Source organism: Methylophilus sp. 5, assembly GCF_000515275.1.
Lineage (GTDB): Bacteria > Pseudomonadota > Gammaproteobacteria > Burkholderiales > Methylophilaceae > Methylophilus.
This window is the reverse complement of sequence record NZ_KI911560.1, coordinates 1065784-1086126: the sequence shown is the minus strand read 5'-3', so window position 1 is coordinate 1086126 and position 20343 is coordinate 1065784. Positions and strand designations below refer to the sequence as shown.

At 50.0% G+C, this 20343-nt stretch carries 19 protein-coding genes and 1 tRNA gene; 11 read left to right on the top strand and 9 right to left on the bottom strand.

Going from position 1 to position 20343, the window contains the following annotated elements:
- Nucleotides 1-44: 44 nt before the first annotated feature.
- The gene (locus tag METH5_RS0105155) at nt 45-2078 is read left to right on the top strand and encodes a TonB-dependent receptor (RefSeq protein WP_029147508.1); all 2034 of its coding nucleotides are present in this window, start codon (nt 45-47) and stop codon (nt 2076-2078) included.
- 64 nt (nt 2079-2142) lie between these two features.
- On the opposite strand, the gene METH5_RS0105150 is transcribed toward METH5_RS0105155, so the two are convergent.
- On the bottom strand, nt 2143-2538 hold the full coding sequence (locus METH5_RS0105150; protein ID WP_029147507.1) for a diacylglycerol kinase: 396 nt from the start codon (nt 2536-2538) through the stop codon (nt 2143-2145).
- A gap of 77 nt (nt 2539-2615) precedes the next feature.
- Here METH5_RS0105150 and METH5_RS0105145 point away from each other — a divergent pair, with 77 nt between their 5' ends.
- The gene (locus METH5_RS0105145) at nt 2616-2888 is read left to right on the top strand and encodes an oxidative damage protection protein (protein WP_029147506.1); all 273 of its coding nucleotides are present in this window, start codon (nt 2616-2618) and stop codon (nt 2886-2888) included.
- 58 nt (nt 2889-2946) lie between these two features.
- Here METH5_RS0105145 and phoU read toward each other — a convergent pair whose 3' ends face one another.
- Together phoU and rpiA are read right to left on the bottom strand one after the other, a co-directional pair.
- Complete coding sequence (gene phoU, locus METH5_RS0105140) at nt 2947-3651, bottom strand: phosphate signaling complex protein PhoU (RefSeq protein WP_029147505.1); 705 nt, start codon at nt 3649-3651, stop codon at nt 2947-2949.
- A 72-nt stretch (nt 3652-3723) separates the two neighbouring features.
- Nucleotides 3724-4392 carry a ribose-5-phosphate isomerase RpiA gene (gene rpiA / locus METH5_RS0105135; RefSeq protein ID WP_029147504.1) on the bottom strand — a complete coding sequence of 223 codons (669 nt, stop codon included), beginning with the start codon at nt 4390-4392 and terminating at the stop codon, nt 3724-3726.
- 89 nt (nt 4393-4481) lie between these two features.
- On the opposite strand from rpiA, the gene ilvA reads away from it, so the two are divergent.
- Both ilvA and METH5_RS0105125 read left to right on the top strand, forming a co-directional pair.
- Nucleotides 4482-5993: a threonine ammonia-lyase, biosynthetic gene (ilvA, locus tag METH5_RS0105130; RefSeq protein WP_029147503.1), complete on the top strand. Its 1512-nt coding sequence runs from the start codon at nt 4482-4484 to the stop codon at nt 5991-5993.
- A 142-nt stretch (nt 5994-6135) separates the two neighbouring features.
- Nucleotides 6136-7263 (top strand): glutaminyl-peptide cyclotransferase, encoded by a 1128-nt coding sequence (locus tag METH5_RS0105125; protein WP_198290682.1) that lies wholly within the window; start codon nt 6136-6138, stop codon nt 7261-7263.
- A 77-nt stretch (nt 7264-7340) separates the two neighbouring features.
- On the opposite strand, the gene METH5_RS0105120 is transcribed toward METH5_RS0105125, so the two are convergent.
- The 3 genes from METH5_RS0105120 to METH5_RS0105110 form a co-directional block, all read right to left on the bottom strand.
- Nucleotides 7341-7574, bottom strand: coding sequence for a sulfurtransferase TusA family protein (locus tag METH5_RS0105120; RefSeq protein ID WP_029147501.1), 234 nt, complete (start codon nt 7572-7574; stop codon nt 7341-7343).
- A gap of 23 nt (nt 7575-7597) precedes the next feature.
- Entirely contained in the window at nt 7598-7915 is a 318-nt protein-coding gene (locus tag METH5_RS0105115) for a rhodanese-like domain-containing protein (RefSeq protein ID WP_036308183.1), read from the bottom strand.
- Between the two features lie 45 nt (nt 7916-7960).
- Nucleotides 7961-8036, bottom strand: a tRNA-Phe gene (locus METH5_RS0105110).
- Nucleotides 8037-8321: 285 nt separating this feature from the next.
- Between METH5_RS0105110 and METH5_RS0105100 the strand changes: the two genes are divergently transcribed.
- From METH5_RS0105100 to METH5_RS0105065, 7 genes are all read left to right on the top strand, one after another.
- Nucleotides 8322-9212, top strand: a complete 891-nt coding sequence (locus METH5_RS0105100) for a carbohydrate kinase family protein (RefSeq protein WP_029147499.1) — start codon at nt 8322-8324, stop codon at nt 9210-9212.
- 181 nt (nt 9213-9393) lie between these two features.
- Nucleotides 9394-9663, top strand: a complete 270-nt coding sequence (gene rpsO / locus METH5_RS0105095; RefSeq protein ID WP_019883778.1) for a 30S ribosomal protein S15 — start codon at nt 9394-9396, stop codon at nt 9661-9663.
- A gap of 270 nt (nt 9664-9933) precedes the next feature.
- Nucleotides 9934-12054: a polyribonucleotide nucleotidyltransferase gene (gene pnp, locus METH5_RS0105090; protein WP_029147498.1), complete on the top strand. Its 2121-nt coding sequence runs from the start codon at nt 9934-9936 to the stop codon at nt 12052-12054.
- A 167-nt stretch (nt 12055-12221) separates the two neighbouring features.
- The gene (locus METH5_RS0105080; RefSeq protein WP_029147497.1) at nt 12222-14273 is read left to right on the top strand and encodes a TonB-dependent receptor; all 2052 of its coding nucleotides are present in this window, start codon (nt 12222-12224) and stop codon (nt 14271-14273) included.
- Between the two features lie 99 nt (nt 14274-14372).
- A complete protein-coding gene (gene nikR / locus METH5_RS0105075) occupies nt 14373-14777 on the top strand; it encodes a nickel-responsive transcriptional regulator NikR (RefSeq protein ID WP_029147496.1) in 405 nt (134 codons plus the stop codon).
- 130 nt (nt 14778-14907) lie between these two features.
- Complete coding sequence (locus METH5_RS0105070; protein WP_051412863.1) at nt 14908-16404, top strand: ATP-binding protein; 1497 nt, start codon at nt 14908-14910, stop codon at nt 16402-16404.
- A gap of 90 nt (nt 16405-16494) precedes the next feature.
- Nucleotides 16495-17883 (top strand): DUF2130 domain-containing protein, encoded by a 1389-nt coding sequence (locus METH5_RS0105065; protein WP_029147494.1) that lies wholly within the window; start codon nt 16495-16497, stop codon nt 17881-17883.
- A 10-nt stretch (nt 17884-17893) separates the two neighbouring features.
- Here the strand turns inward: METH5_RS0105065 and METH5_RS0105060 are convergent, their stop codons facing one another.
- From METH5_RS0105060 to METH5_RS0105050, 3 genes are all read right to left on the bottom strand, one after another.
- Nucleotides 17894-18232: a tRNA-binding protein gene (locus METH5_RS0105060; RefSeq protein ID WP_029147493.1), complete on the bottom strand. Its 339-nt coding sequence runs from the start codon at nt 18230-18232 to the stop codon at nt 17894-17896.
- 202 nt (nt 18233-18434) lie between these two features.
- Complete coding sequence (locus METH5_RS0105055) at nt 18435-18989, bottom strand: isochorismatase family protein (protein WP_029147492.1); 555 nt, start codon at nt 18987-18989, stop codon at nt 18435-18437.
- 5 nt (nt 18990-18994) lie between these two features.
- The gene (locus tag METH5_RS0105050; protein ID WP_029147491.1) at nt 18995-20341 is read right to left on the bottom strand and encodes a TolC family outer membrane protein; all 1347 of its coding nucleotides are present in this window, start codon (nt 20339-20341) and stop codon (nt 18995-18997) included.
- Nucleotides 20342-20343 lie beyond the last annotated feature (2 nt).

Sequence of the window (20343 nt, the reverse complement as noted above, 5' to 3'; positions counted from 1 at the left end):
TGCAGTGCATGCAAGCACTGTCTCTATCATGTCTGGAACAAGCAATGAATATGATCAAACACATGGCGCCACATGCCTGGCGTCAAAAACCGCTATGGCTGGCAATGATGGCCGCCCTAACCACGCCGATGATCGCCACTGCGGGCGATAACGCGGCCACGATAGATCTGGACCAAGTGCCAGTGACGGGTAATCCTTTGGGGGTCGCCTCCGATGACATGGTCGTCCCGGTCTCTGTCATTAGCGGGCGTGAGTTAAGCCTGCGCCGGCAAGGAACGCTGGGTGAAACGCTTAACGGCATCCCTGGTGTGACTGCGACACAGTTTGGCCCCAATGCTTCGCGCCCGATTATCCGTGGCTTGGATGGCGAGCGCGTGCGCATTATGCAAAACGGGGTGGGCGTGCTCGATGCCTCCTCACTGAGTTTTGACCATGCTGTTGGCATAGACCCGCTGATTATTGAACAAATTGACGTGGTGCGTGGGCCAGCAGCGTTGCTATATGGTGGCAGCGCGATGGGCGGCGTGGTCAACGCGATTGACCACCGTATTCCCAAAGAGTCATTAAATGGCTATACCGGCCGTGCCGAGGCGCGTTTTGGCGGGCCGGATAACACGCGTAACGGCGCAGCTGTGGTTGATGTTGGTAACGGCACTTTTGCATTGCATGCCGATGTCTACAGCCGCGAAACCAGTGACCTGGACATCCCTGGCTATGCTGTCTCTAAGCGTAAAAGCCGGGCCGATGGCACCGCTCGCGAAAATAAGGGCAAGCTGGTCAATAGTGATGCGTTGGCCAATGGCGGTGCCTTAGGTGCAGCCTGGACCTTTGACACGGGTTACCTTGGTGTGTCTTATGCCGACTCTAATAATAACTATGGCACCGTGGCTGAAGAAAACGTGCGCATAGACATGCAAAATAAACGCCTTGAAGTGGCGGGTGAAGTGCGTGAGTTGCGAGGCCCTATCCAAAAACTTAAATTGCGTATGGCGCACACTGATTATCAACACGTCGAGCTAGAAGATGGTGTCGTCGGCACCACTTTTAAAAACCGCGGTGTGCAGGGTAGCCTGGAAGCAACGCATCTGCCGGTGGCCGGCATCAATGGTGTGTTGGGGTATCAATTTCAAAATACGCGCTTTCAGGCGCTGGGTGAAGAGGCTTTTGTGCCTGGGGTGACGACGCAAGACCAGTCTGTGTATTTATATGAAGAATATGCGATTCAACAGCACAAAATAACGTTTGGCGGACGCACAGGTGAAACCGCCGTCAATTCGGCAGACAATGCCACGTTTGGTGCCGGACAAAACAAGCGCTTTAATCCGAGCAGCTTTGCCTTAGGTGGCTTATACGCAATCAATGATCGCTGGAGCACTACGTTTAATCTCTCCCACAATGAACGCGCGCCGAGTTATTTTGAGTTATATGCCAACGGCGCGCATATCGCGACTGGTCAATTTGAGGTGGGTAGCACCCAGCTCAAAAAAGAACGCTCTAATGGCATTGATGCGCAACTAAAATGGAAGTCGGGCGGCCACAGTGTGACCTTGGGCGCCTATGCAACCAAGTTTCAAAACTTTATTGGTTTGTTTAATACCGGCAATGACGTGCTGGTGGGGGGGGACTTATTGCCAGAAGCCGAGTTTAGGGCCGTCCCCGCGCTGTTTAAAGGTCTTGAGCTAGAGGGTAAGTTTGCCTTGAATGATGAGTGGGCGCTTAAATTACGCGGTGACTATGTACATGCCAAAGATACGCGAAACAATGAATATCTACCGCGTATCTCGCCATTGCGTTTAGGCGGCGGCCTGGACTACCATCTGGGTAACTGGAACGCGCGGATGGATGTGTTGCACGCGTTCAAGCAAAACGATGTTGCGCAAAATGAGTTGAAAACCGATGGCTATACCAACCTGAGCGCATTAGTTGCGTTCAAGCTGCCGGTGAAGTATCACGTAGAGCTGTTTGCCAAGGCCAATAACCTGCTCAATGACGAGATCCGCGAGCACGCGTCTTTTCTCAAAGATATTTCGCCTGCGGGTGCGCGGTCTATTCTGGTTGGTGCCAGGGCTGATTTTTAAGGGTTGAGTACTCAATTAAAAAAGGTTGGCATAGCCAACCTTTTTTAATTACCTGCGCTTGGGCTTAGCCAAGCAAAATCAATCCCCAAACGACGGCTAGATTAATTAGCGCCAATAATACTGCAGCGCTGCCAATATCTTTGGCACGTTTGGCCAGGGCATGGCGTTCAATAGACACGCGGTCAACTACCGCTTCTACGGCCGAGTTTAACAATTCGACGATCATCACCAGCAGCACGCTGCCGACCATCAATATGCGGTGCAAGGCTTCGGCTTCGAGATAAAAAGCCAGTGGAATCAGTACCAGCGAGAGCCAGACCTCCTGGCGGAAGGCATCCTCATGCTGATAGGCCGCTTTAAAGCCGTCCATAGAGTAGCCAAAGGCATTGATTAAGCGACGAACACCGGTTTTGCCTTTAAACGGACTTTCCTGGTGGCTGGGTGGTTGATTGTTTTGCATGGATTATCTCTAAATTGCGACATCAGATTTTAACATGCGCTATGATAGCGCTTTTAGCAGTGTAGTGAGGAACGAACATGGCAAGATTGGTGCAATGTGTGAAACTGGGCAAAGAACTTGATGGCATGGATTTTCCGCCTTATCCCGGTGAGTTGGGCAAAAAGATTTATATGCACGTGTCCAAAGAGGCTTGGGCGGGCTGGTTGAAGCAACAAACCATGCTGGTCAACGAAAATCGGTTGAGCCTGGCAGATGCCAGCGCTAGAAAATATTTGGCCGAGCAAACTGAAAAGTACTTTTTTGGCGATGGCGCTGATACTGCCAGCGGTTACGTGCCACCCAGCGCGTAATTGAGGGCCAGCATTAAAAAAGCACTCCTGAGAGTGCTTTTTTGTTGTGTGACACATCTTAAGATTGCGTTTCGCGCTGAATATCTTCCAGGCTGGTGTGGCGCACATCTTTGCCTTTCACCATGTAGACGACATATTCAGAGATGTTTTTAGCGTGATCGCCAATACGCTCAATCGCTTTGGCCACAAACAGCACTTCCAGTGACATGGAGATGGTGCGTGGGTCTTCCAGCATAAAGGTAATCAGCTGACGCATAGCCGCACGGAACTGCTCGTCAACTTGCTCGTCTTGTTTGGCCACTTCTACGGTTTGGCTGACATCCAGGCGCGCAAACGAATCGAGTGACGTGCGCAGCATTTCGCGCACAATGCCGACCATGGATTTAATCTCGTTAAATCGCGGTTTGTACATGCGGTCTTGTTCGTAAATGCGCTGGGCCGTACGGGCAATTTTGGTGGCCTCATCACCAATACGCTCAAGGTCGGTGATGGTTTTAACCATCATCATGATCATGCGCAAATCACGGGCGGCAGGTTGTCTGCGGGCGATGATATGGCTGCAATCTTCGTCGACTTGTACTTCAAGTGCGTTGACGCGGGTGTCACGCTCCATCACATCTTTGGCCAGGTTGACGTCGGCACTGGTCAGTGCCTCCAGCGCATTGACAATCTGCTGCTCAACCAGCCCCCCCATTTCCAGAACCTTGGCGCGTACCGATTCCAGTTCTACATCGTATTGCTTAGAGGTATGTTCAAATTGCATGACAAATTTTCCTAATTATTGTGCCGATGCAGGTTACCAGCACAATATGACAACTTCATGATAATTTCGCAACTACTTCGTCAGTGTCTTGACACCGTTAGGGGTGGCCAGCAGCAGCACATTCGCGGCGCGTGCGGCAAACAGGCCATTGGTGACCACGCCAACGATGGCGTTGATTTTGGCTTCCAGTGCAACCGGGTCGCTAATGGTCAAGCCGTGCACGTCCAGGATCAGGTTGCCGTTATCGGTGGTGAAATCACGCAGCTGTGGCTGGCCGCCCAGTTTTACCAATTCGCGCGCCACATGGCTGCGTGCCATTGGCAACACTTCTACTGGCAGCGGAAACTTGCCTAACACTGGCACGAATTTGCTTTCATCACAGATACAGATAAATGATTTAGCCACTGCTGCGACGATTTTTTCACGGGTCAATGCGCCGCCGCCGCCTTTGAGCATGTGCATGTGTTCGGTGATTTCATCGGCACCGTCGACATAAATATCCAGGCTGTCGACACTGTTCAAATCAAACACCTCAATGCCGTGACCACGCAGGCGCTGCGCGGTGGCTTCAGAGCTGGCAACCGCACCGGTGATTTTGTGTTTTACTTTAGCCAGTTCGTCGATAAAAAAGTTGGCAGTAGAGCCGGTGCCCACGCCGATAATACCGTCTTTTACATACGTCACTGCGGCTTTTGCCACTTCGAGTTTTAGTGCATCTTGTTGTGCTTTATCCAATGCCATTTGCTTCAATCCTTGATTAATTCTTTATAATACAAACAATTCTCTATCATACACTGCAACCCTGCGGTTTTAAAATCTTAACGTATTTCATGACCATCAATTACCGCGAAAAAATCGAACACTCTCAAGTCTATGCCGTGGCCAGGCACACACCGCTCGATGAGATGCCTAATCTGTCTGCCCGCGCTAAAAATCGGGTGCTCTTAAAGCGCGAAGATATGCAGCCAGTCTTCTCATTTAAGCTGCGTGGCGCTTACAACAAGATGGCCCATTTGCCGCCCGATGCATTGGCGCGCGGCGTGATTTGCGCCAGCGCCGGTAATCATGCACAAGGCGTCGCGCTCAGCGCCCAAAAGATGGGCTGCCGCGCGGTGATTGTGATGCCGACCACCACGCCAGCCATTAAAGTGAACGCCGTGCGTGCGCGTGGGGCTGAAGTAGTGTTATTTGGTGACAGCTATTCGGATGCCTATGCGCATGCGCTGGAGGTTGAGAAGACCGAAGGCCTCACCTTCGTACACCCGTATGATGACCCGGATGTGATTGCCGGTCAGGGTACAATCGCGCTCGAAATCGTGCAGGATCATCCTGAGCCAATAGAAGCCATTTTCTGCTGTGTGGGCGGTGGCGGCCTGTTGGCGGGTATTGCGGCCTATATCAAAGCGGTGCGGCCAGAGATCAAAGTCATTGGCGTAGAAGCGCAAGATGCTGAAGCTATGACCGAGTCATTGAAAATTGGCCAGCGGGTCATGCTGGAGCAAGTTGGGCTGTTTGCCGATGGTGCTGCGGTGAAGCAGGTGGGTGAGCATACCTTTGCCCTGGTGCAGCAATATGTTGATGACATGATTGTGGTCGACAATGATGAAGTGTGCGCAGCGATTAAAGATGTGTTTGAAGACACGCGCAGTATTCTTGAACCTGCCGGTGCCTTGGCGTTAGCCGGGCTTAAAGCCTACAGTGAAAAACACCAGTTGCAAGGCAAAACCATGATTGCGGTCGCCTCTGGCGCCAATATGAACTTTGACCGCCTGCGTTTTATTGCTGAGCGGGCCGAGTTGGGTGAGCACCGCGAGGCCGTATTTGCGGTGACGATTCCTGAAGCGCCGGGCGCTTTTAAAGCATTTTGTCGCCAGTTGGGTAATCGCAATATCACTGAATTCAATTACCGTTTTGCGGACAGCCGCCAGGCGCATATTTTTGTGGGCCTGGCCGTGCATAACCCGGCTGAAGCGGCTGATATTGCCAGTGGCCTGAGTGCCGCTGGCTTGCCAACATTGAATTTGAGTGACAACGAAATGGCCAAGTTACATTTGCGCCACTTGGTGGGCGGGCATGCGCCACAGGCGCAACATGAGGTGGTTTACCGCTTTGAGTTCCCGGAGAAACCAGGTGCGTTAATGAACTTTCTCGAATCCATGGGTCACAACTGGAACATCAGTTTGTTTCACTACCGTAATCATGGCGCCGATTTTGGCCGCGTACTGGTAGGGATGCAGGTGCCACCCGACGATAAGGCCGCCTTTGAGCAGTTTTTGCAGCAACTTGGCTATCCTTATTGGGATGAAAGCCAGAATCCGGCCTATCGTTTGTTTTTGGGTTAGTTGGTTTTATATAGCCATTTTGGTGGTTATTTTCAGCCAAGTATCGCAGCCGCGAGGTGTAAGGTGTTGGTGAGCAACGATTTAGCCGTGAGTATGATTCTTGCTGGAATCGTCAAGCTTTAATAAAAAAATCAGGAGATAAATGCAAATGTTGAATTCATCATTGGCGCGTCATACGCGCATGAGCTTGCTGTTGCTGGCATTGGTTGCCAGTGTGGCGGCCTGTAACAAACAGGAAGAGCCTGCGGCAGAAGCTGCAGCGCCAGCCGCCGAGGCAGCTTCTGCGGCTGTAGCTTACGTTTCCACGCAAGATGCAGGCGTGAATGTGATTGATCTGGCGACCATGCAGGTCACCAGGCAGTTCGATGTCAAAGCAAACGGTCCGCGCGGCCTGGCTGTGACCGACGATGGTAAACAGCTGGTGGTTGCCACGCGTGAAAATGGCAGTATTTCTGTGATTGATACCGCCACGGGCGAAGTGGTTAAACAGATTGAGGTTGGTAAAAACCCTGAGTTTGTACGTGTGAGCGGTAATTTTGCATTTGTTTCGTCTGAGCCTAGCGCCAAAGCCGGGCCGCCGCCTAAACCGGGTGAAAAGCACGAAGAAGACGATGATGATGACGATGAAAAAATCCCGGCCAAAATCGCGGTGGTGGATTTAACCAAAGGTGAAAAGATTCGTGAAATCACTGGCGGCCCAGAAACCGAAGGGGTGGAGTTTTCGGCCGACGGCAAGCAACTGGTGATTACTAACGAAGCGGACAATACGGTAACGGTGCATAACATTGAGACTGGCGAGTTGATCAAAACCGTCTCTACACACGAGTACGGCGACAGGCCGCGTGGCATTAAAGTCTCACCTGATGGCAACACTTATTTGGCAACGCTAGAGTTTGGCAATAAATTTATGGTGATGGACAAAGACTTCAATGTCGTGCGCACTGTCGATACCGCTGAAACGCCTTATGGTGTGGCTTACGACAGCAAGGGCGAGCGTATTTTTGTGGCCACCAACAAAGCCAAGCTGCTGCAAGTGTTTGATGCCAAAACCTTTGAAAAGCTGAAAGAGGTGCCGACGGCTAACCGTTGCTGGCATTTTAGCTTTACGCCAGACAACAAGAACATCCTGTTGGCGTGTGGCAAGTCTGATGCTGTGCTGGTAATTGATGCCGAAAAGCTGGAAGTGACCAGCCAGGTGGAAGTGAAAAACATGCCTTGGGGCGTAGTCACCTTCCCTAAAGCGATGGGCAGCCTGGAAAACGTCAAATAAGCGCCAAGTTAAGTAAAGTACTTTGTCATATGCAAAAGCCCGCAGTTGCGGGCTTTTGTGTTTTAAGTGGGGGAATCTTAGGCGCTACGTTTGCGGATCCAGAAGGTGAATACACCTTCGGCCTCTTGCGTGTCTAGCAGGGTGTGGCCGGTTTGGCGACAAAACGCGTCAAAGTCTTTTTTGGAGCCAGGGTCGGTTGCTGTGATTTTAAGTATTTGTTCTGCCGTGAGCTCATTCAAGGCTTTTTTGCAGCGCAGAATAGGTAGCGGGCAGTTCAAGTTGCGGGCATCGAGGTCTTTATCGCTATGCATAAGCCATTCCTGAGTGTGAAAGGTCAAGCCGCGGTGATCGGCAGGCCTGCGTTTGCCCAGGCTAAAATGCCACCTGCCAGATGTGACACATCTGAACGGCCTTGTGCCAGCGCGAACTCGCCTGCGGCAACAGAGCGCACGCCGCTACGGCAATAAAAAACTATTTTTTTGTCTGTAGGGAGCTGGTCAAACACGGCGGTCAGGTTGCCTAAAGGCACATGCAGTGCACCGGGCAAGATGCCTGACACCAGCTCGTGATCATTGCGGATATCAACAAGCAGCAGCGATGGATCATTTAGTAATGGGTGTAGTTCATCCGGTGTTAAGTGTTTTAATGACATCAACAAACCCAGAAAAAGAAGCATGCCGAAAGGCAGGTAAGGAAGTGGTGGCCAGAGGCAGAATCGAACTGCCGACACGAGGATTTTCAATCCTCTGCTCTACCGACTGAGCTATCTGGCCAACAGCAATTTGGGCATGTCCCGAATCGCAAGACGCGCATTATAGCAAAGAACGCCAGGAATGCACACAAAAGATAAAAAAAATCCTGATATGCTGCGCAGGCGGTATTTTATAACGCTTTTTCATCTGTTGCGTGGTATCAGGCGCCGTGGGTTTGGCGGTTGATTGAAACAATTTGTGATTAGGCTAGTCACAAAAATGCAGGCTGTGGATGCGGTTTGGCCTTGCGTTGCAGGCAAGTTGTGATTGTTAATGGTTGTGGGTGTTGAAAGTAAGGTGAAGCGTATGTCGAATTCCATCATGATTTTGGGTGAAGTGCTGGGTGATGTGTTTCCTAAAGAAACCATGATTGGCGGTGCGCCCTATAACGTGGCAAGGCATTGTCATGCCTTTGGTGCACAGGTGCGCTTGCTCACGGCGGTGGGTAAGGATGCGCTGGGCGAGCGTATTTTGGCCGAGATGCGCCATTGTGGGCTGCCTGTCGACGGCGTGCAGCAGTCTGAGCGCTTGCCGACCGGCCAGGTCATGGTGCATTTAGAGCCGCATGGTCACCGTTTTGAGATTCTGGATCGGCAAGCCTACGATGATATGCAGTGGCCGCCTGTGGCCGCGTTAACACAGCAGCATCCACCGCGGCTGGTATATGTTGGCTCGTTGGCATTGCGGCATGCGCCTATGCAGGCACTGGCGGAGCAATGGCTCAAAATGTGTACGGCCACAGTGTTTTGCGATATTAACCTGCGTGCGCCCTGGTATGGCGCCAATAGTCTGCGCCTGGTGTTGCAGGCGACGGATATCCTTAAAATTAATCACGAAGAGCTGCCTGAAGTGTGCGCGTTGCTGGGCTTGCCCGCTTTGGCGGATATAAATGAGGCGGCGCGGCAGTTGCTCATGGTGTTTGGCTTGCGTGAGGTGTTTGTCACTTGTGGTGAGCAGGGCAGTTTTTGGCTGGACGCGTATGGCAATGGCTTTCGGGCGCCGCCCATGAAGTTGCAAGCGCCTTTTGTTGATAGCGTGGGCGCGGGGGATGCTTATGCTGCGGTCGTGATTCGCGGCTTGCTGGCCGGATGGTCGCGGCAAACCATGCTGACGCGTGCCGCCTGGTTTGCTGCTTCTATTTGCAGCATTCGTGGTGCGGTGCCTGCGCAAGCCAGTTTTTATGATGATTTTTTATAGGCGGCATTGGGGCGCCTTAAGCAAATTAATTCATAAAAACAGACGCTTAATCGCATAAAGGTCTATGCAAGGCAGGTGCTTGCCGATATAATGCGCGATTCGTGTAAATTGAATGTCAGCGTGGTAAGGCAAATAGGTTGTCTGGCTGCCGCGACATTGACGCTAACTCAAAGGAAAAAAGATGGCTGTTACCGCAGAACAATCCGCAAAAATCATTAAAGAATATCAACGTAGTGAAGGTGATACCGCGAGCCCGGAAGTGCAAGTGGCTTTGTTGACTAACCGTATCACTTACCTGACTGAGCATTTCAAATCAAACAAAAAAGACAACCACTCACGTCGTGGTCTGTTGGCAATGGTTAGCCAGCGTCGTCGTTTGCTGGACTACCTCAAAGGTAAAGACGTTAGCCGCTATCAAACGCTGATCGAGCGCTTGAACCTGCGTAAATAATTTGGTTAAAGTGTGACACTTAACACTGTTCACTTTTAACGAAATAAAAGCCGATGGCATGGTGATTGCCTCGGCTTTTTTGCTTTAAAAATTCCTGAACGTTTTGAATGCGTCAGGGTTCGGATCACCAAACGGGGTGGCTTCTGTGAGTGCGTTGCATCCGGTGTTGTCAGATGTAGCGTGTTGATGGAAGTCACCACACTTAAATTGATTGTTTCGTTGAGATTGGCTATTGGGTAGTGAATAGCCATGGTAGAGAAAAGGAAAAATATGTTTGAAATTACTAAAAAAAGCATCCAGTTTGGTGCGCATACATTAACCCTGGAAACCGGGGAAATTTCGCGTCAGGCCGATGGTGCCGTGGTTGTTAGCTACGGTGACACTGTAGTATTGGTTGCTGTGACTGCCAAACGTTCAGTTAAAGAAGGCCAGGACTTCTTTCCATTGACCGTGGATTACCAGGAAAAAACCTATGCGGCAGGCCGCATCCCAGGTGGCTTCTTTAAACGTGAAGGTCGCCCTTCTGAAAAAGAAACATTGACCGCACGTTTGATTGATCGCCCGTTGCGCCCATTGTTCCCGGATGCGTTTTACAACGAAGTGCAAGTGGTAGCGACTGTGTTGTCGCTTGATCCTGAAATTGACTCTGATATTCCAGCGGTGATTGGTGCTTCAGCGGCATTGGCTTTGTCTGGTATTCCTTTCTATGGCCCATTGGGTGCTGCAAGAGTTGGTTATATCAATGGTGAATATGTATTAAACCCAACCGCCACGCAGTTAAAAGAGTCTGCGTTGGACTTAGTGGTGGGTGCAACCGAGACTGCCGTAATGATGGTGGAGTCAGAAGCTAAAGAATTATCTGAAGAAGTGATGCTTGGTGCGGTTGTATTCGGTCACGAGCAAATGCAATCTGTGATTAGCGCGATCAATGAGATGGCCGCTGAAGCAGGTAAAGATGCTTGGGACTGGACTGCACCAGCACCAGATGTTGCGCTGATTGAAAAAGTGGCCGCAATTGCTGCAGAAGACATCAATGCTGCCTTCAAAATCAAATCTAAAGGTGAGCGCTCTACCAAGCTGGATGAAGTGAAATCACGTGTCATGAGCACACTGATTACAGAAGAAACTTCAACCGAAGAAGCTAACGCGATTAAAGATGAGTTCTTTAAGCTGGAAGCGAAAACTGTGCGTAGCCAAATCTTGAACGGCGAGCCACGGATTGATGGTCGCGATACACGCACTGTGCGTCCTATTGTGATGCGTACTGGCGTATTGCCACGTACACATGGTTCAGCATTGTTTACACGTGGTGAAACACAGGCGCTGGTTGTGGCCACCTTGGGTACTGGCCGCGATGAGCAAACGATTGATGCCTTGGCTGGTGAGTACTCTGACCGTTTTATGCTGCATTACAACATGCCTCCGTACGCGACTGGTGAAACTGGCCGTGTGGGTACGCCTAAGCGTCGTGAAATTGGTCACGGCAACCTGGCTAAGCGCGCATTGAAAGCAGTATTGCCTGCTAAAGAAGATTTTGATTACACCATGCGTGTAGTGTCAGAAATCACCGAGTCTAACGGTTCTAGCTCTATGGCGTCTGTCTGTGGTGGTTGTTTGTCATTGCTGGACGCTGGTGTGCCATTGACTGCACACGTGGCTGGCGTGGCGATGGGCCTGATTAAAGAAGGCAACCGCGTAGCGGTATTGACTGACATTTTGGGTGACGAAGACCACCTGGGTGACATGGACTTTAAAGTGGCCGGTACTGACAAAGGCGTGACTGCGCTGCAAATGGACATCAAAATCACTGGTATCACGGCACAAATCATGCAAGTGGCACTGGCACAAGCCAAAGAAGGCCGCGCGCATATTCTGGGCTTGATGAAACAATCTGTGTCTGGTGTAAACACCGAAATGTCACAGTTTGCGCCACGCATCATCAGCATGAAAATCAATCCGGACAAGATTCGTGACGTGATTGGTAAAGGCGGTGCGGTGATTCAGGCATTGACCAAAGAAACCAACACCAGCATCGACATCGAAGATGACGGCACCGTGAAAATTGCATGTACCAATGCTGACGAAGGTGCTGAAGCACAACGTCGTATTGCGCAAATCACCGCTGAAGTTGAAGTTGGACAGGTATACGAAGGCCCCGTGGTCAAGATTCTTGACTTTGGTGCCGTGGTGACGTTGATGCCAGGCAAAGATGGCCTGGTACATATTTCACAAATCGCGCACGAGCGCGTAAAAGCAGTGAGCGATTACCTCAAAGAAGGTGACATTGTGAAAGTGAAAGTGGTTGAGTTAGACGACAAAGGCAAAGTGCGTTTGAGCATGAAAGCCCTGATCGACCCACCTGCAAGAGAAGAAGCGCCAGCTGCTGAGTAAGTAGCATGGTTCACAAAAAAGCCCGCGCAAGCGGGCTTTTTTGTGGCTGTTTGCCAGCGTAAACCGGCAATTGCGTCAATTTACTTATAAATGGTTTGCAGTTTTTGCCGCATAATGCCGTCGTATGAACAATAATAAAAAAATCATACGAGAGGGTAGTAGTAAAAATGACAAATAAATCGAGCATATCTCTATTGCTGGCAGGCTTGTTTAGCAGCGTGCCTGGCCTGGCGAGTGAAGCGTTAGAGCTAGAAGAGGTTCAAGTCCGTGCACATTACGATAATGCTATCGGCACCTCAGATGCGGCCAGTGAGGGCAAGGTCAACGCCAGCCTGATTAAAAATCGCCCTATTTCACGTGTTGGTGAAGTGCTTGAGTTTGTGCCCGGCATGATTGTGACGCAACACAGTGGCAGCGGCAAAGCCAACCAGTTTTATTTACGCGGGTTTAACTTAGACCACGGCACCGATTTTGCTACTTATGTAGACGAGATGCCGGTAAATATGCGCACCCACGCACACGGCCAGGGCTACACCGATTTAAACTTTCTGATCCCCGAGCTGGTCAGCCATTTGCACTATAAAAAAGGGCCATATTCAGCTGAAGAAGGTGATTTTTCCTCGGCCGGGGTTGCCCGTATGCACCTGGTCAATCAGTTGCCGCAAGGCATCGCTAGTCTCACCGTCGGCAGTTATGATTACCAGCGACTGCTGCTGGCAAACTCAGTGGCGGTTGGGCAAGGACATTTACTCTATGCGCTGGACGTAAACCACTACGATGGCCCATGGCAGGTGGCTGAGGGCGTTAAAAAATACAATGGCTTGCTGCGCTACAGTGAAGGTGATGCGCACGACAGCATGACCTTGACCGCCATGGCTTACCATAACCAGTGGAATTCGACTGACCAGATCCCGTTGCGCGCTGTGCGTAGTGGGCAACTCGGGCGTTTTGACGCGGTAGATCCCAGCGATGGTGGCGATTCATCGCGCTATAGCCTGTCATTCTCCAAGCAGCATCGCGACCAGCATGGCGGCTGGCAGGTCAGTGCTTATTCAGTGCGCTCCGCGCTCGATTTATATAGCAACTTCACCTATTTTCTCAATGACCCGGTGAATGGCGACCAGTTTAACCAGAGCGAAAAACGCACCATGCTGGGTGTGAACGCCAGCAAATCTTGGCTGGGTGAGCTGGTAGGCATGCCAATGGAAAACAAGCTGGGCATACAAACCCGCTACGACAAACTCTCCCCAGTCGCGCTCTATAACACCGCACAAACCCAGCGCTTATCGCTGATCCGCTCAGATAAGGTTGAAGAAAGCAGTGCCGGATTATTTGCTGAAAACACCCTGTGGTGGCATGAAAAATTGCGCACGGTGGCGGGGTTGCGTTACGACCGTTATCAGTTCGACGTCAAAAGCAGCATCAACGGCAACTCAGGCAATACGAGTGATGGCATTACCTCGCCAAAGTTGTCTGTGATTTTCGGGCCATGGGCAAGTACCGAGCTTTTTTACAATATCGGCAAAGGCTTTCATAGCAACGATGCGCGAGGCACCACCCAGACCCGCCTGCCGGATGGCTCGGCCGCTTCACCCGTCACGCCGCTGGTCAGCACGCGTGGCAGTGAAGTAGGTGTGCGCACAGAGTGGGTGCCCGGTTTGCAAAGCTCGCTGGCAGTATGGCAACTGGATATCGACTCAGAGCTGGTGTTTGTCGGCGATGCCGGGGAAACACAGCCCAGCCACGCCAGCCGCCGTACCGGCATCGAGTGGAATAACCATTATGTGGTCAATGACTGGCTGCTGCTGGATATGGATCTCGCCTTATCAAAAGCGCGCTTCACCAAAGAAGACCCCGCTGAGCCAGGCCGCTATATTCCAGGCTCAATTAACAAAGTCGCCTCGCTGGGCGCAACGGTCACCAATTGTGGCAACTGGTTTGGCAGCATGCAGCTACGCTATTTTGGCCCACGTGCACTCGTCGCGGATAATTCTGTGCGTTCAAACTCAACCATGCTCACCTATGCGCGCGTCGGTTATCGCTACAACCCGCGCACCACGCTGACGCTGGATGTGTTTAACCTGTTTGACCGCAAAGCCAGCGATATCGATTATTACTATGAATCGCAACTGCGCGGCGAGGCAACCGCAGTTGAAGGCAAACATTTTCACCCGGTGGAGCCACGCTCCGCCCGCCTGACACTCACCTATAACTTTTGATTCACATAGTTAGCGCGGCCTAATTTGCGGTATATTAAAAGCATGCGCTCCTGAGAGGGGCGCATGCTTTTTAACTCCAATGAATTGCAGAGAGAGTGTATGCGCCGCATAACTATTTCGGTCGAAGACGACCTGGCCGATGCCTTTGACCAACTGGTGGCCGTGAAAGCCTACCTCAACCGCTCAGAGGCCTTTCGTGACCTCGTGCGCAAAGCGCTCGACGAATCCGTGATGGCCAATGCCGACCACCAACAAGCAGACTGCGTCGCCTCGCTCAGCTACGTCTACGATCACCACGAACGGCAACTCGCCAGCCGTGTGAATCAACTACAGCACGACCATCATGACGTGATTATCACTGCGCAGCATGTGCATCTAGATCATGATAACTGTATGGAAACGGTGATATTGAAAGGCAAGATTGCCGAGGTGGAAGCCTGCGTAAATGCGATCTCGTCACAGACGGGTGTGACGCATGCGAAGGTACATATTATTCCTAGATAGTTGAGATCGTCACTTATTGAATTAATCGAGTCTAATCCCCTATCGATTCTGGTATAGCTGGGCTGTTTAGGAAGTTGAATATATTTGCAGTTAGAATAAGGTGAAAGATTATCTATACAGGGTTTAAATAATGAATGAGCTCAATTTAGAGCAGGCTGAAGCTAGGGTGGCAAACTTACTAAGAGCGAGTGAGAGTAAAACCCTGGAATTCAAGCGCGTGTCTGGTCAAATGGTCAACAAAGCATTAATTGCAATCAGCGCCTTTGCAAACACAGATGGTGGAATTCTCGTTTTGGGAGTCGCGGATGCACGTCAAGAGATTGGTCAAAAAAGGCTATATGGTGTTGAGGAAAATCCAGAGTCAGTAGATGACTTAAGAAGAAAGCTGAGTACACAAATTACACCAGTGATTGGGCATTTAAAGTTTTTTAGATGGGCTTGTAAACTTCGTGATCAGTCAATGGGACACATTGTGCTGATTCAAGTTGGCAAAAGCGATAAAGTACACTCTGTCGCTGACAACGGCACGTTTAAACGCATGGACGCAAGCAGTAGGCAAATGACTGCTGAAGAAATTACTGAGTTGTCGTATCAGCGCGGCGTCCGATCTGCTGAAACTGAGACAATCGATGTTGAGTTTGATTTGCTGGAAACAGATACTTGGAAGGCCTTTTTAGCAGGACGTGGGCTTAAAGTGGGGACTTTTCCTGAGCAACTTAATCGCATAGGTTTAGCGTCGAAAGCTGGGAGTAAACTTATGCCCACCCGAGCGACGGTGTTGCTTTTTGCAGATGAGCCAGGGAGTTTGCTTGCTTCTTTTGGCACTCGAGCTGACATTCGAATTATGGTCTATGATGGCAAGCAGGCTGTCGCAGGGGCTACACCAAACTTAAGAAAAGCGCCTAAAACAATACGTGGTCCACTGGTGGACTTGATTGATAAAGCAGTCGCCGAAGTATTAGATGAGCTTGCAAAAGGGTTAACGCTTAGTGGTAGTGGCTTTAAAACAAAACATTTGTATCCTGAGCGTGTTGTTAAAGAGGCTATAGTTAATGCAGTCATACACCGTGACTATCGTTTAAATCGCGATATTTTTATAAAAATTTTTGATGACCGCATCGAAGTGGAAAGTCCTGGCATTTTCCCCGGCAATATTACGCCATCAAATATTGATAAAGCGGGATCAAAAGCTAGGAATCCACTGATTGCCCAAAACTTAAGAGAGTTTCCTATCCCCCCTAATATTGATGCAGGGGAAGGTGTAAAAATGATGTTTGCAGAAATGGCCAGCGCTAAGCTTTTTCCACCGCAATATTCTCAAAACACGACAGCAGCAGTTGAAAGCGTTACTGTGACACTCAGAAACTTGGAGCGTCCAACAATATGGGATGAGGTCAGTCATTGGATTGATACCCAGGGTGAAATTGCTAATGCCGATTTATGCAAGATTGCAAAAGTAGAAACTTTGGCATCGTCGCGAATGCTAAAAAATTGGGTTGAACAAGGTGTTTTAATTCAATTGCCAGATAGGGGTAAGCGTAACATGGCTTATACGAAGCCAACACTTCCAGAAGAACAAACTTTATTATCTGGAGATGAAGATAATAAAATAGATAATCAGTATTAATCATTATTTATCAATTGCTTAGATTGTTATTCATTTTCAAAAGTATAAAAATTTAAGTAGTTTAAATTTCTTAATATGAGCCTAATTTAAATGCACGAAGTCATCTGTCCACATTGCAGCAAAGCCTTCAAAATTGATGAAGCTGGGTATGCTGACATTCTTAAACAAGTCCGCGATAGCGACTTTGAACGCCAGTTGCATGAACGCTTAGAGTTGGCTGAAAAAGAAAAACAAAGTGCGATTGAATTGGCCACGACCAAAGTTACTAGCGAATTGCAACAAGCCGCGATAGCAAAAGACAGCGAGATTCAATCACTGAAAACTAAGCTGGAATCTGAAGCTGTTGCTCGTCAATTGGCGGTGACTCAAGCATTGAGTGCGGTAGAGAAAGAACGTGATGCTTTGGCGAACCAACTTGCTCAGGCAAAGCAAGAGATTGCTAGTGTGGCTAATTTGGCAGAGGCAAAGCTCACGAATGAAATTCAACGAACGGCCTCAGCCAAAGACAGTGAAATCCAAAGCTTAAAAGCAAAGCTGGAAGCCATTGAAACCGAAAAGAAACTGGCGATTAATCAAGCGGTGAGCCAGGTTGAAAAAGAGCGTGATGAACTCAAAAGCAATTTGGTCCGGGCCGCTCTTGAAAAAGAGTTGGCTGAAAAATCCCTTAAAGACAAATACGAAACGCAAATAAAAGACCGCGATGACGCCATTGAGCGATTGAAGGATTTGAAGGCTAAGCTCTCAACCAAAATGGTGGGTGAAACGCTGGAGCAACATTGCGAAACAGAGTTTAACCGTATCCGTGCCACGGCTTTTCCCAAAGCTTATTTTGAAAAAGACAACGATGCTCGAGGCGGTAGCAAAGGCGACTATATCTTTAAAGACCACGATGACGGTGGTACAGAGATTGTCTCGATTATGTTTGAGATGAAAAACGAGAGTGACACTACTGCCACTAAAAGCAAAAACGAAGACTTTTTAAAAGAGCTGGATAAAGACCGTAACGAGAAGGGTTGCGAGTATGCCGTGCTGGTTTCACTGTTGGAGCCTGAGAGTGAGCTTTATAACACTGGCATCGTCGATATGTTCCACCGCTACCCCAAAATGTATGTGGTACGCCCGCAGTTTTTTATTCCTATGATTACGCTGTTACGTAATGCTGCTTTAAACTCGATGAAGTACAAAACCGAGTTGGCGACCGTAAGGGCACAAAACATAGACATCACCAATTTTGAGAGCGAGCTAGAATCGTTTAAAACCGCGTTTTCTCGTAACTATGAACTCGCCTCGAATCATTTTCAAAAGGCGATTGATGAGATTGATAAATCTATCGATCATCTGCAAAAAACCAAAGATGCATTGCTCAGTACCAGCCGCAATCTGCGTTTAGCCAATGACAAGGCGCAAGACGTAACCATTAAGAAGCTGACTAAAGGTAATCCGACGATGGCTGAAAAGTTTGACGAGTTAAAGCGATAGCGAAATGCCCTTATAGTAATTTAGTGCCTAGCGGAACCTCATGTTCCGGTACACATAAGGTCACTTTTCCTTCCGCATCGTGAAACCCCGTCACCAGGCATTCTGACATCAACGGCCCGATTTGTTTAGGCGGGAAGTTGATGACGGCGACCACTTGTTTGCCGATCAAGCTTTCTGGTGTGTAAAGCGCGGTGATTTGGGCGCTGGATTTACGCACGCCGATTTCTGGGCCAAAGTCTATCTGCAGTTTGTAAGCGGGTTTGCGAGCTTCGGCAAATACTTCGGCGGCAATCACACGCCCAACTCTTAATTCCACTTTGGTAAAGTCGTTCCATTCGATTTGAGTCATATCACCATATCCTTAAAGATCATCTGGCGATGATCGTCGAAGCTTTAAGCCAACGTTAATGGTCATATTCTGCAAGTATTTATTCCCAGAGCAACTCATCGTGCGAGCTGTGCTAAAAAGGTGTCAATTATTACCGCATTTTTTGCGGTGATTAAAGAGGCTTATTACCGCACGTCGAGATATTTGACACCAATGAAGGTCACTAGCGAATCAGCGCCGAAATCACCTTGAACTGCGCATGCGTGGCGCCTTGCATAGGCTCAAACAACATAGACTCTGTGTTTGTAATGATGCAACCAGCTGCGCGCAGGCGTTCGATGGCATTGTGGCGGTTGGCTGCGTCGCGCGAAATGACTGCGTCTTCAACGATAAATACCTGTTTGCCCGCTGCCAATGCATCCAGGGCTGTTTGTAATACGCAAATATGCGCTTCTAGCCCGAATAAAACTACTTGTGGCGCGACGCTGACAGAGGACTCTTGTAACGTTGGCTCTTGCCAGGCAGAGAAGGCGAGTTTGGTGTAGCGTGGGGCGTAGTCTGGTAATAAAGCTTGTAGCTCTGGCAGGGTTTCACCCAGCTTTTCCGGGTATTGCTCGGTGACCCACAAGGGGATGTTGAGTAATTGAGCGCCTTGCAGCAGGCGCTGAATGTTTTTGATCACCGCGGCCATGGCGGTGTCTGGCATGGCTGAACACAAGCGGGTTTGCACGTCGATTAGTATCCAAACGGCGTCTGTGCTGGCGATGGCTTGATTCATAGGTATTAGCGCTTGGCGAGTTGCTGGTCTATATCTTGCAAATCGGCTTCGGAGACGATGCCGCTGGCGGTTTTGAGGCGGATGATATTGACCAGGTAGTTATAGCGCGCCTGCAATAAATCGCGGTTGGCGCTGAAGTACTGTTGTTGTGCATTGAGTACATCGACGCTGTTACGTACGCCGACTTCGTACCCCAGCTTGGTTGAGTCTAGTTGGCTTTGGCTGCTGCGTAGTGCTTGCTCTAGCGCTTTCACCTGGGCGATGCTGGTGTTCAGGTTGAGGTAGGCGCGCTGGGTTTCGAGTGAGGTCTGGCGCAAGGTGTTTTGCAGGTCATCCAGCGCTTTTTGCCGGTTATAAGCCGCCTGGCGCACGCGCGATGTTACTGCCCCACCTTGGTAGAGCGGCACAGAGACCTCTACACCAATGCTGGCACTTTTCAGGTCGGCGCCAAATCCATACTGGCCGCCGTTGGCATGGCTGTCCTGATAGTTGGCCACGGCATCCACTGTTGGATAATGCCCGGCGCGTGCGATTTCGATATCTTTTTCATTGACCTGTACCGTTTGCTGCTGAATCTGGATATTCAGGTTGCTGGCATTGCTTACCTCCTGCCATTCCTGCATGGGCTTCAGGCCAGAACTGATCTGAATATCTGCGCGCACGCTGGCAAGCTGTTCAGGCAGTTTGCCAGTGATCGCTTGCAGGCTGCGTTTGGCAATTTCAACCTCGTTGAGTGCTGCCAGCTCTTGCGCCAAGATGAGGTCGTAGCGCGCTTGCGCTTCATTGATGTCGGTAATGGTGGCGGTGCCCACATCAAAGTTGGCCTGGGCTTGTTGCAATTGGCTCTGGATGGCTTCTTTTTGTGCCTGTATCAGCGTCATGCGGTCTTGCGCCAGCAATACCTCAAAATAAGCCTGGGTGGTGCGTAACATCAGGTTTTGTTGCGCCAGATGGTATTGCTTGTCGGCAATGCTGACTTGCACCTTGCTTTGGTCAATGCGCTCTAGGTTTTCTTTGCGGAAAAGTGGTTGCCTCGCTTGCAGCTGTGCCTGATAACCTTCATAGGTGTTCCGCCCGCCAGGGAAAGGCGCTTGGCTACCGACAATTTTTAAATCGGTGCGATTGGCATTGGCGCCTGCGGTGAAGTTTACAGAAGGACGGTAACCCGCTTTGGCCTGTTCGATGATTTCTTGCGCGGCCAGATTAGCGCTGCCGGCGGAGGCCAGCACCGGGTCATTGGCTTTGGCCTCCTGGTAGATGTCGACCAAGCTTTGTGAAGCGGCAAGTGTGAGTGGCGGTAGCCACAGCGTGCTCACAAGCACTAACAACCAAGGCAAAGGAGTAGTCGACATAA

Bases quoted from the DNA above. Each gene is read 5' to 3' on its own strand.
- METH5_RS0105155 (WP_029147508.1), top strand. From the start codon at position 45: ATGAATATGATCAAACACATGGCGCCACATGCCTGGCGTCAAAAACCG.
- METH5_RS0105150 (WP_029147507.1), bottom strand. From the start codon at position 2,538: ATGCAAAACAATCAACCACCCAGCCACCAGGAAAGTCCGTTTAAAGGC.
- METH5_RS0105145 (WP_029147506.1), top strand. From the start codon at position 2,616: ATGGCAAGATTGGTGCAATGTGTGAAACTGGGCAAAGAACTTGATGGC.
- phoU (WP_029147505.1), bottom strand. From the start codon at position 3,651: ATGCAATTTGAACATACCTCTAAGCAATACGATGTAGAACTGGAATCG.
- rpiA (WP_029147504.1), bottom strand. From the start codon at position 4,392: ATGGCATTGGATAAAGCACAACAAGATGCACTAAAACTCGAAGTGGCA.
- ilvA (WP_029147503.1), top strand. From the start codon at position 4,482: ATGACCATCAATTACCGCGAAAAAATCGAACACTCTCAAGTCTATGCC.
- METH5_RS0105125 (WP_198290682.1), top strand. From the start codon at position 6,136: ATGCAAATGTTGAATTCATCATTGGCGCGTCATACGCGCATGAGCTTG.
- METH5_RS0105120 (WP_029147501.1), bottom strand. From the start codon at position 7,574: ATGCATAGCGATAAAGACCTCGATGCCCGCAACTTGAACTGCCCGCTA.
- METH5_RS0105115 (WP_036308183.1), bottom strand. From the start codon at position 7,915: ATGTCATTAAAACACTTAACACCGGATGAACTACACCCATTACTAAAT.
- METH5_RS0105100 (WP_029147499.1), top strand. From the start codon at position 8,322: ATGTCGAATTCCATCATGATTTTGGGTGAAGTGCTGGGTGATGTGTTT.
- rpsO (WP_019883778.1), top strand. From the start codon at position 9,394: ATGGCTGTTACCGCAGAACAATCCGCAAAAATCATTAAAGAATATCAA.
- pnp (WP_029147498.1), top strand. From the start codon at position 9,934: ATGTTTGAAATTACTAAAAAAAGCATCCAGTTTGGTGCGCATACATTA.
- METH5_RS0105080 (WP_029147497.1), top strand. From the start codon at position 12,222: ATGACAAATAAATCGAGCATATCTCTATTGCTGGCAGGCTTGTTTAGC.
- nikR (WP_029147496.1), top strand. From the start codon at position 14,373: ATGCGCCGCATAACTATTTCGGTCGAAGACGACCTGGCCGATGCCTTT.
- METH5_RS0105070 (WP_051412863.1), top strand. From the start codon at position 14,908: ATGAATGAGCTCAATTTAGAGCAGGCTGAAGCTAGGGTGGCAAACTTA.
- METH5_RS0105065 (WP_029147494.1), top strand. From the start codon at position 16,495: ATGCACGAAGTCATCTGTCCACATTGCAGCAAAGCCTTCAAAATTGAT.
- METH5_RS0105060 (WP_029147493.1), bottom strand. From the start codon at position 18,232: ATGACTCAAATCGAATGGAACGACTTTACCAAAGTGGAATTAAGAGTT.
- METH5_RS0105055 (WP_029147492.1), bottom strand. From the start codon at position 18,989: ATGAATCAAGCCATCGCCAGCACAGACGCCGTTTGGATACTAATCGAC.
- METH5_RS0105050 (WP_029147491.1), bottom strand. From the start codon at position 20,341: ATGTCGACTACTCCTTTGCCTTGGTTGTTAGTGCTTGTGAGCACGCTG.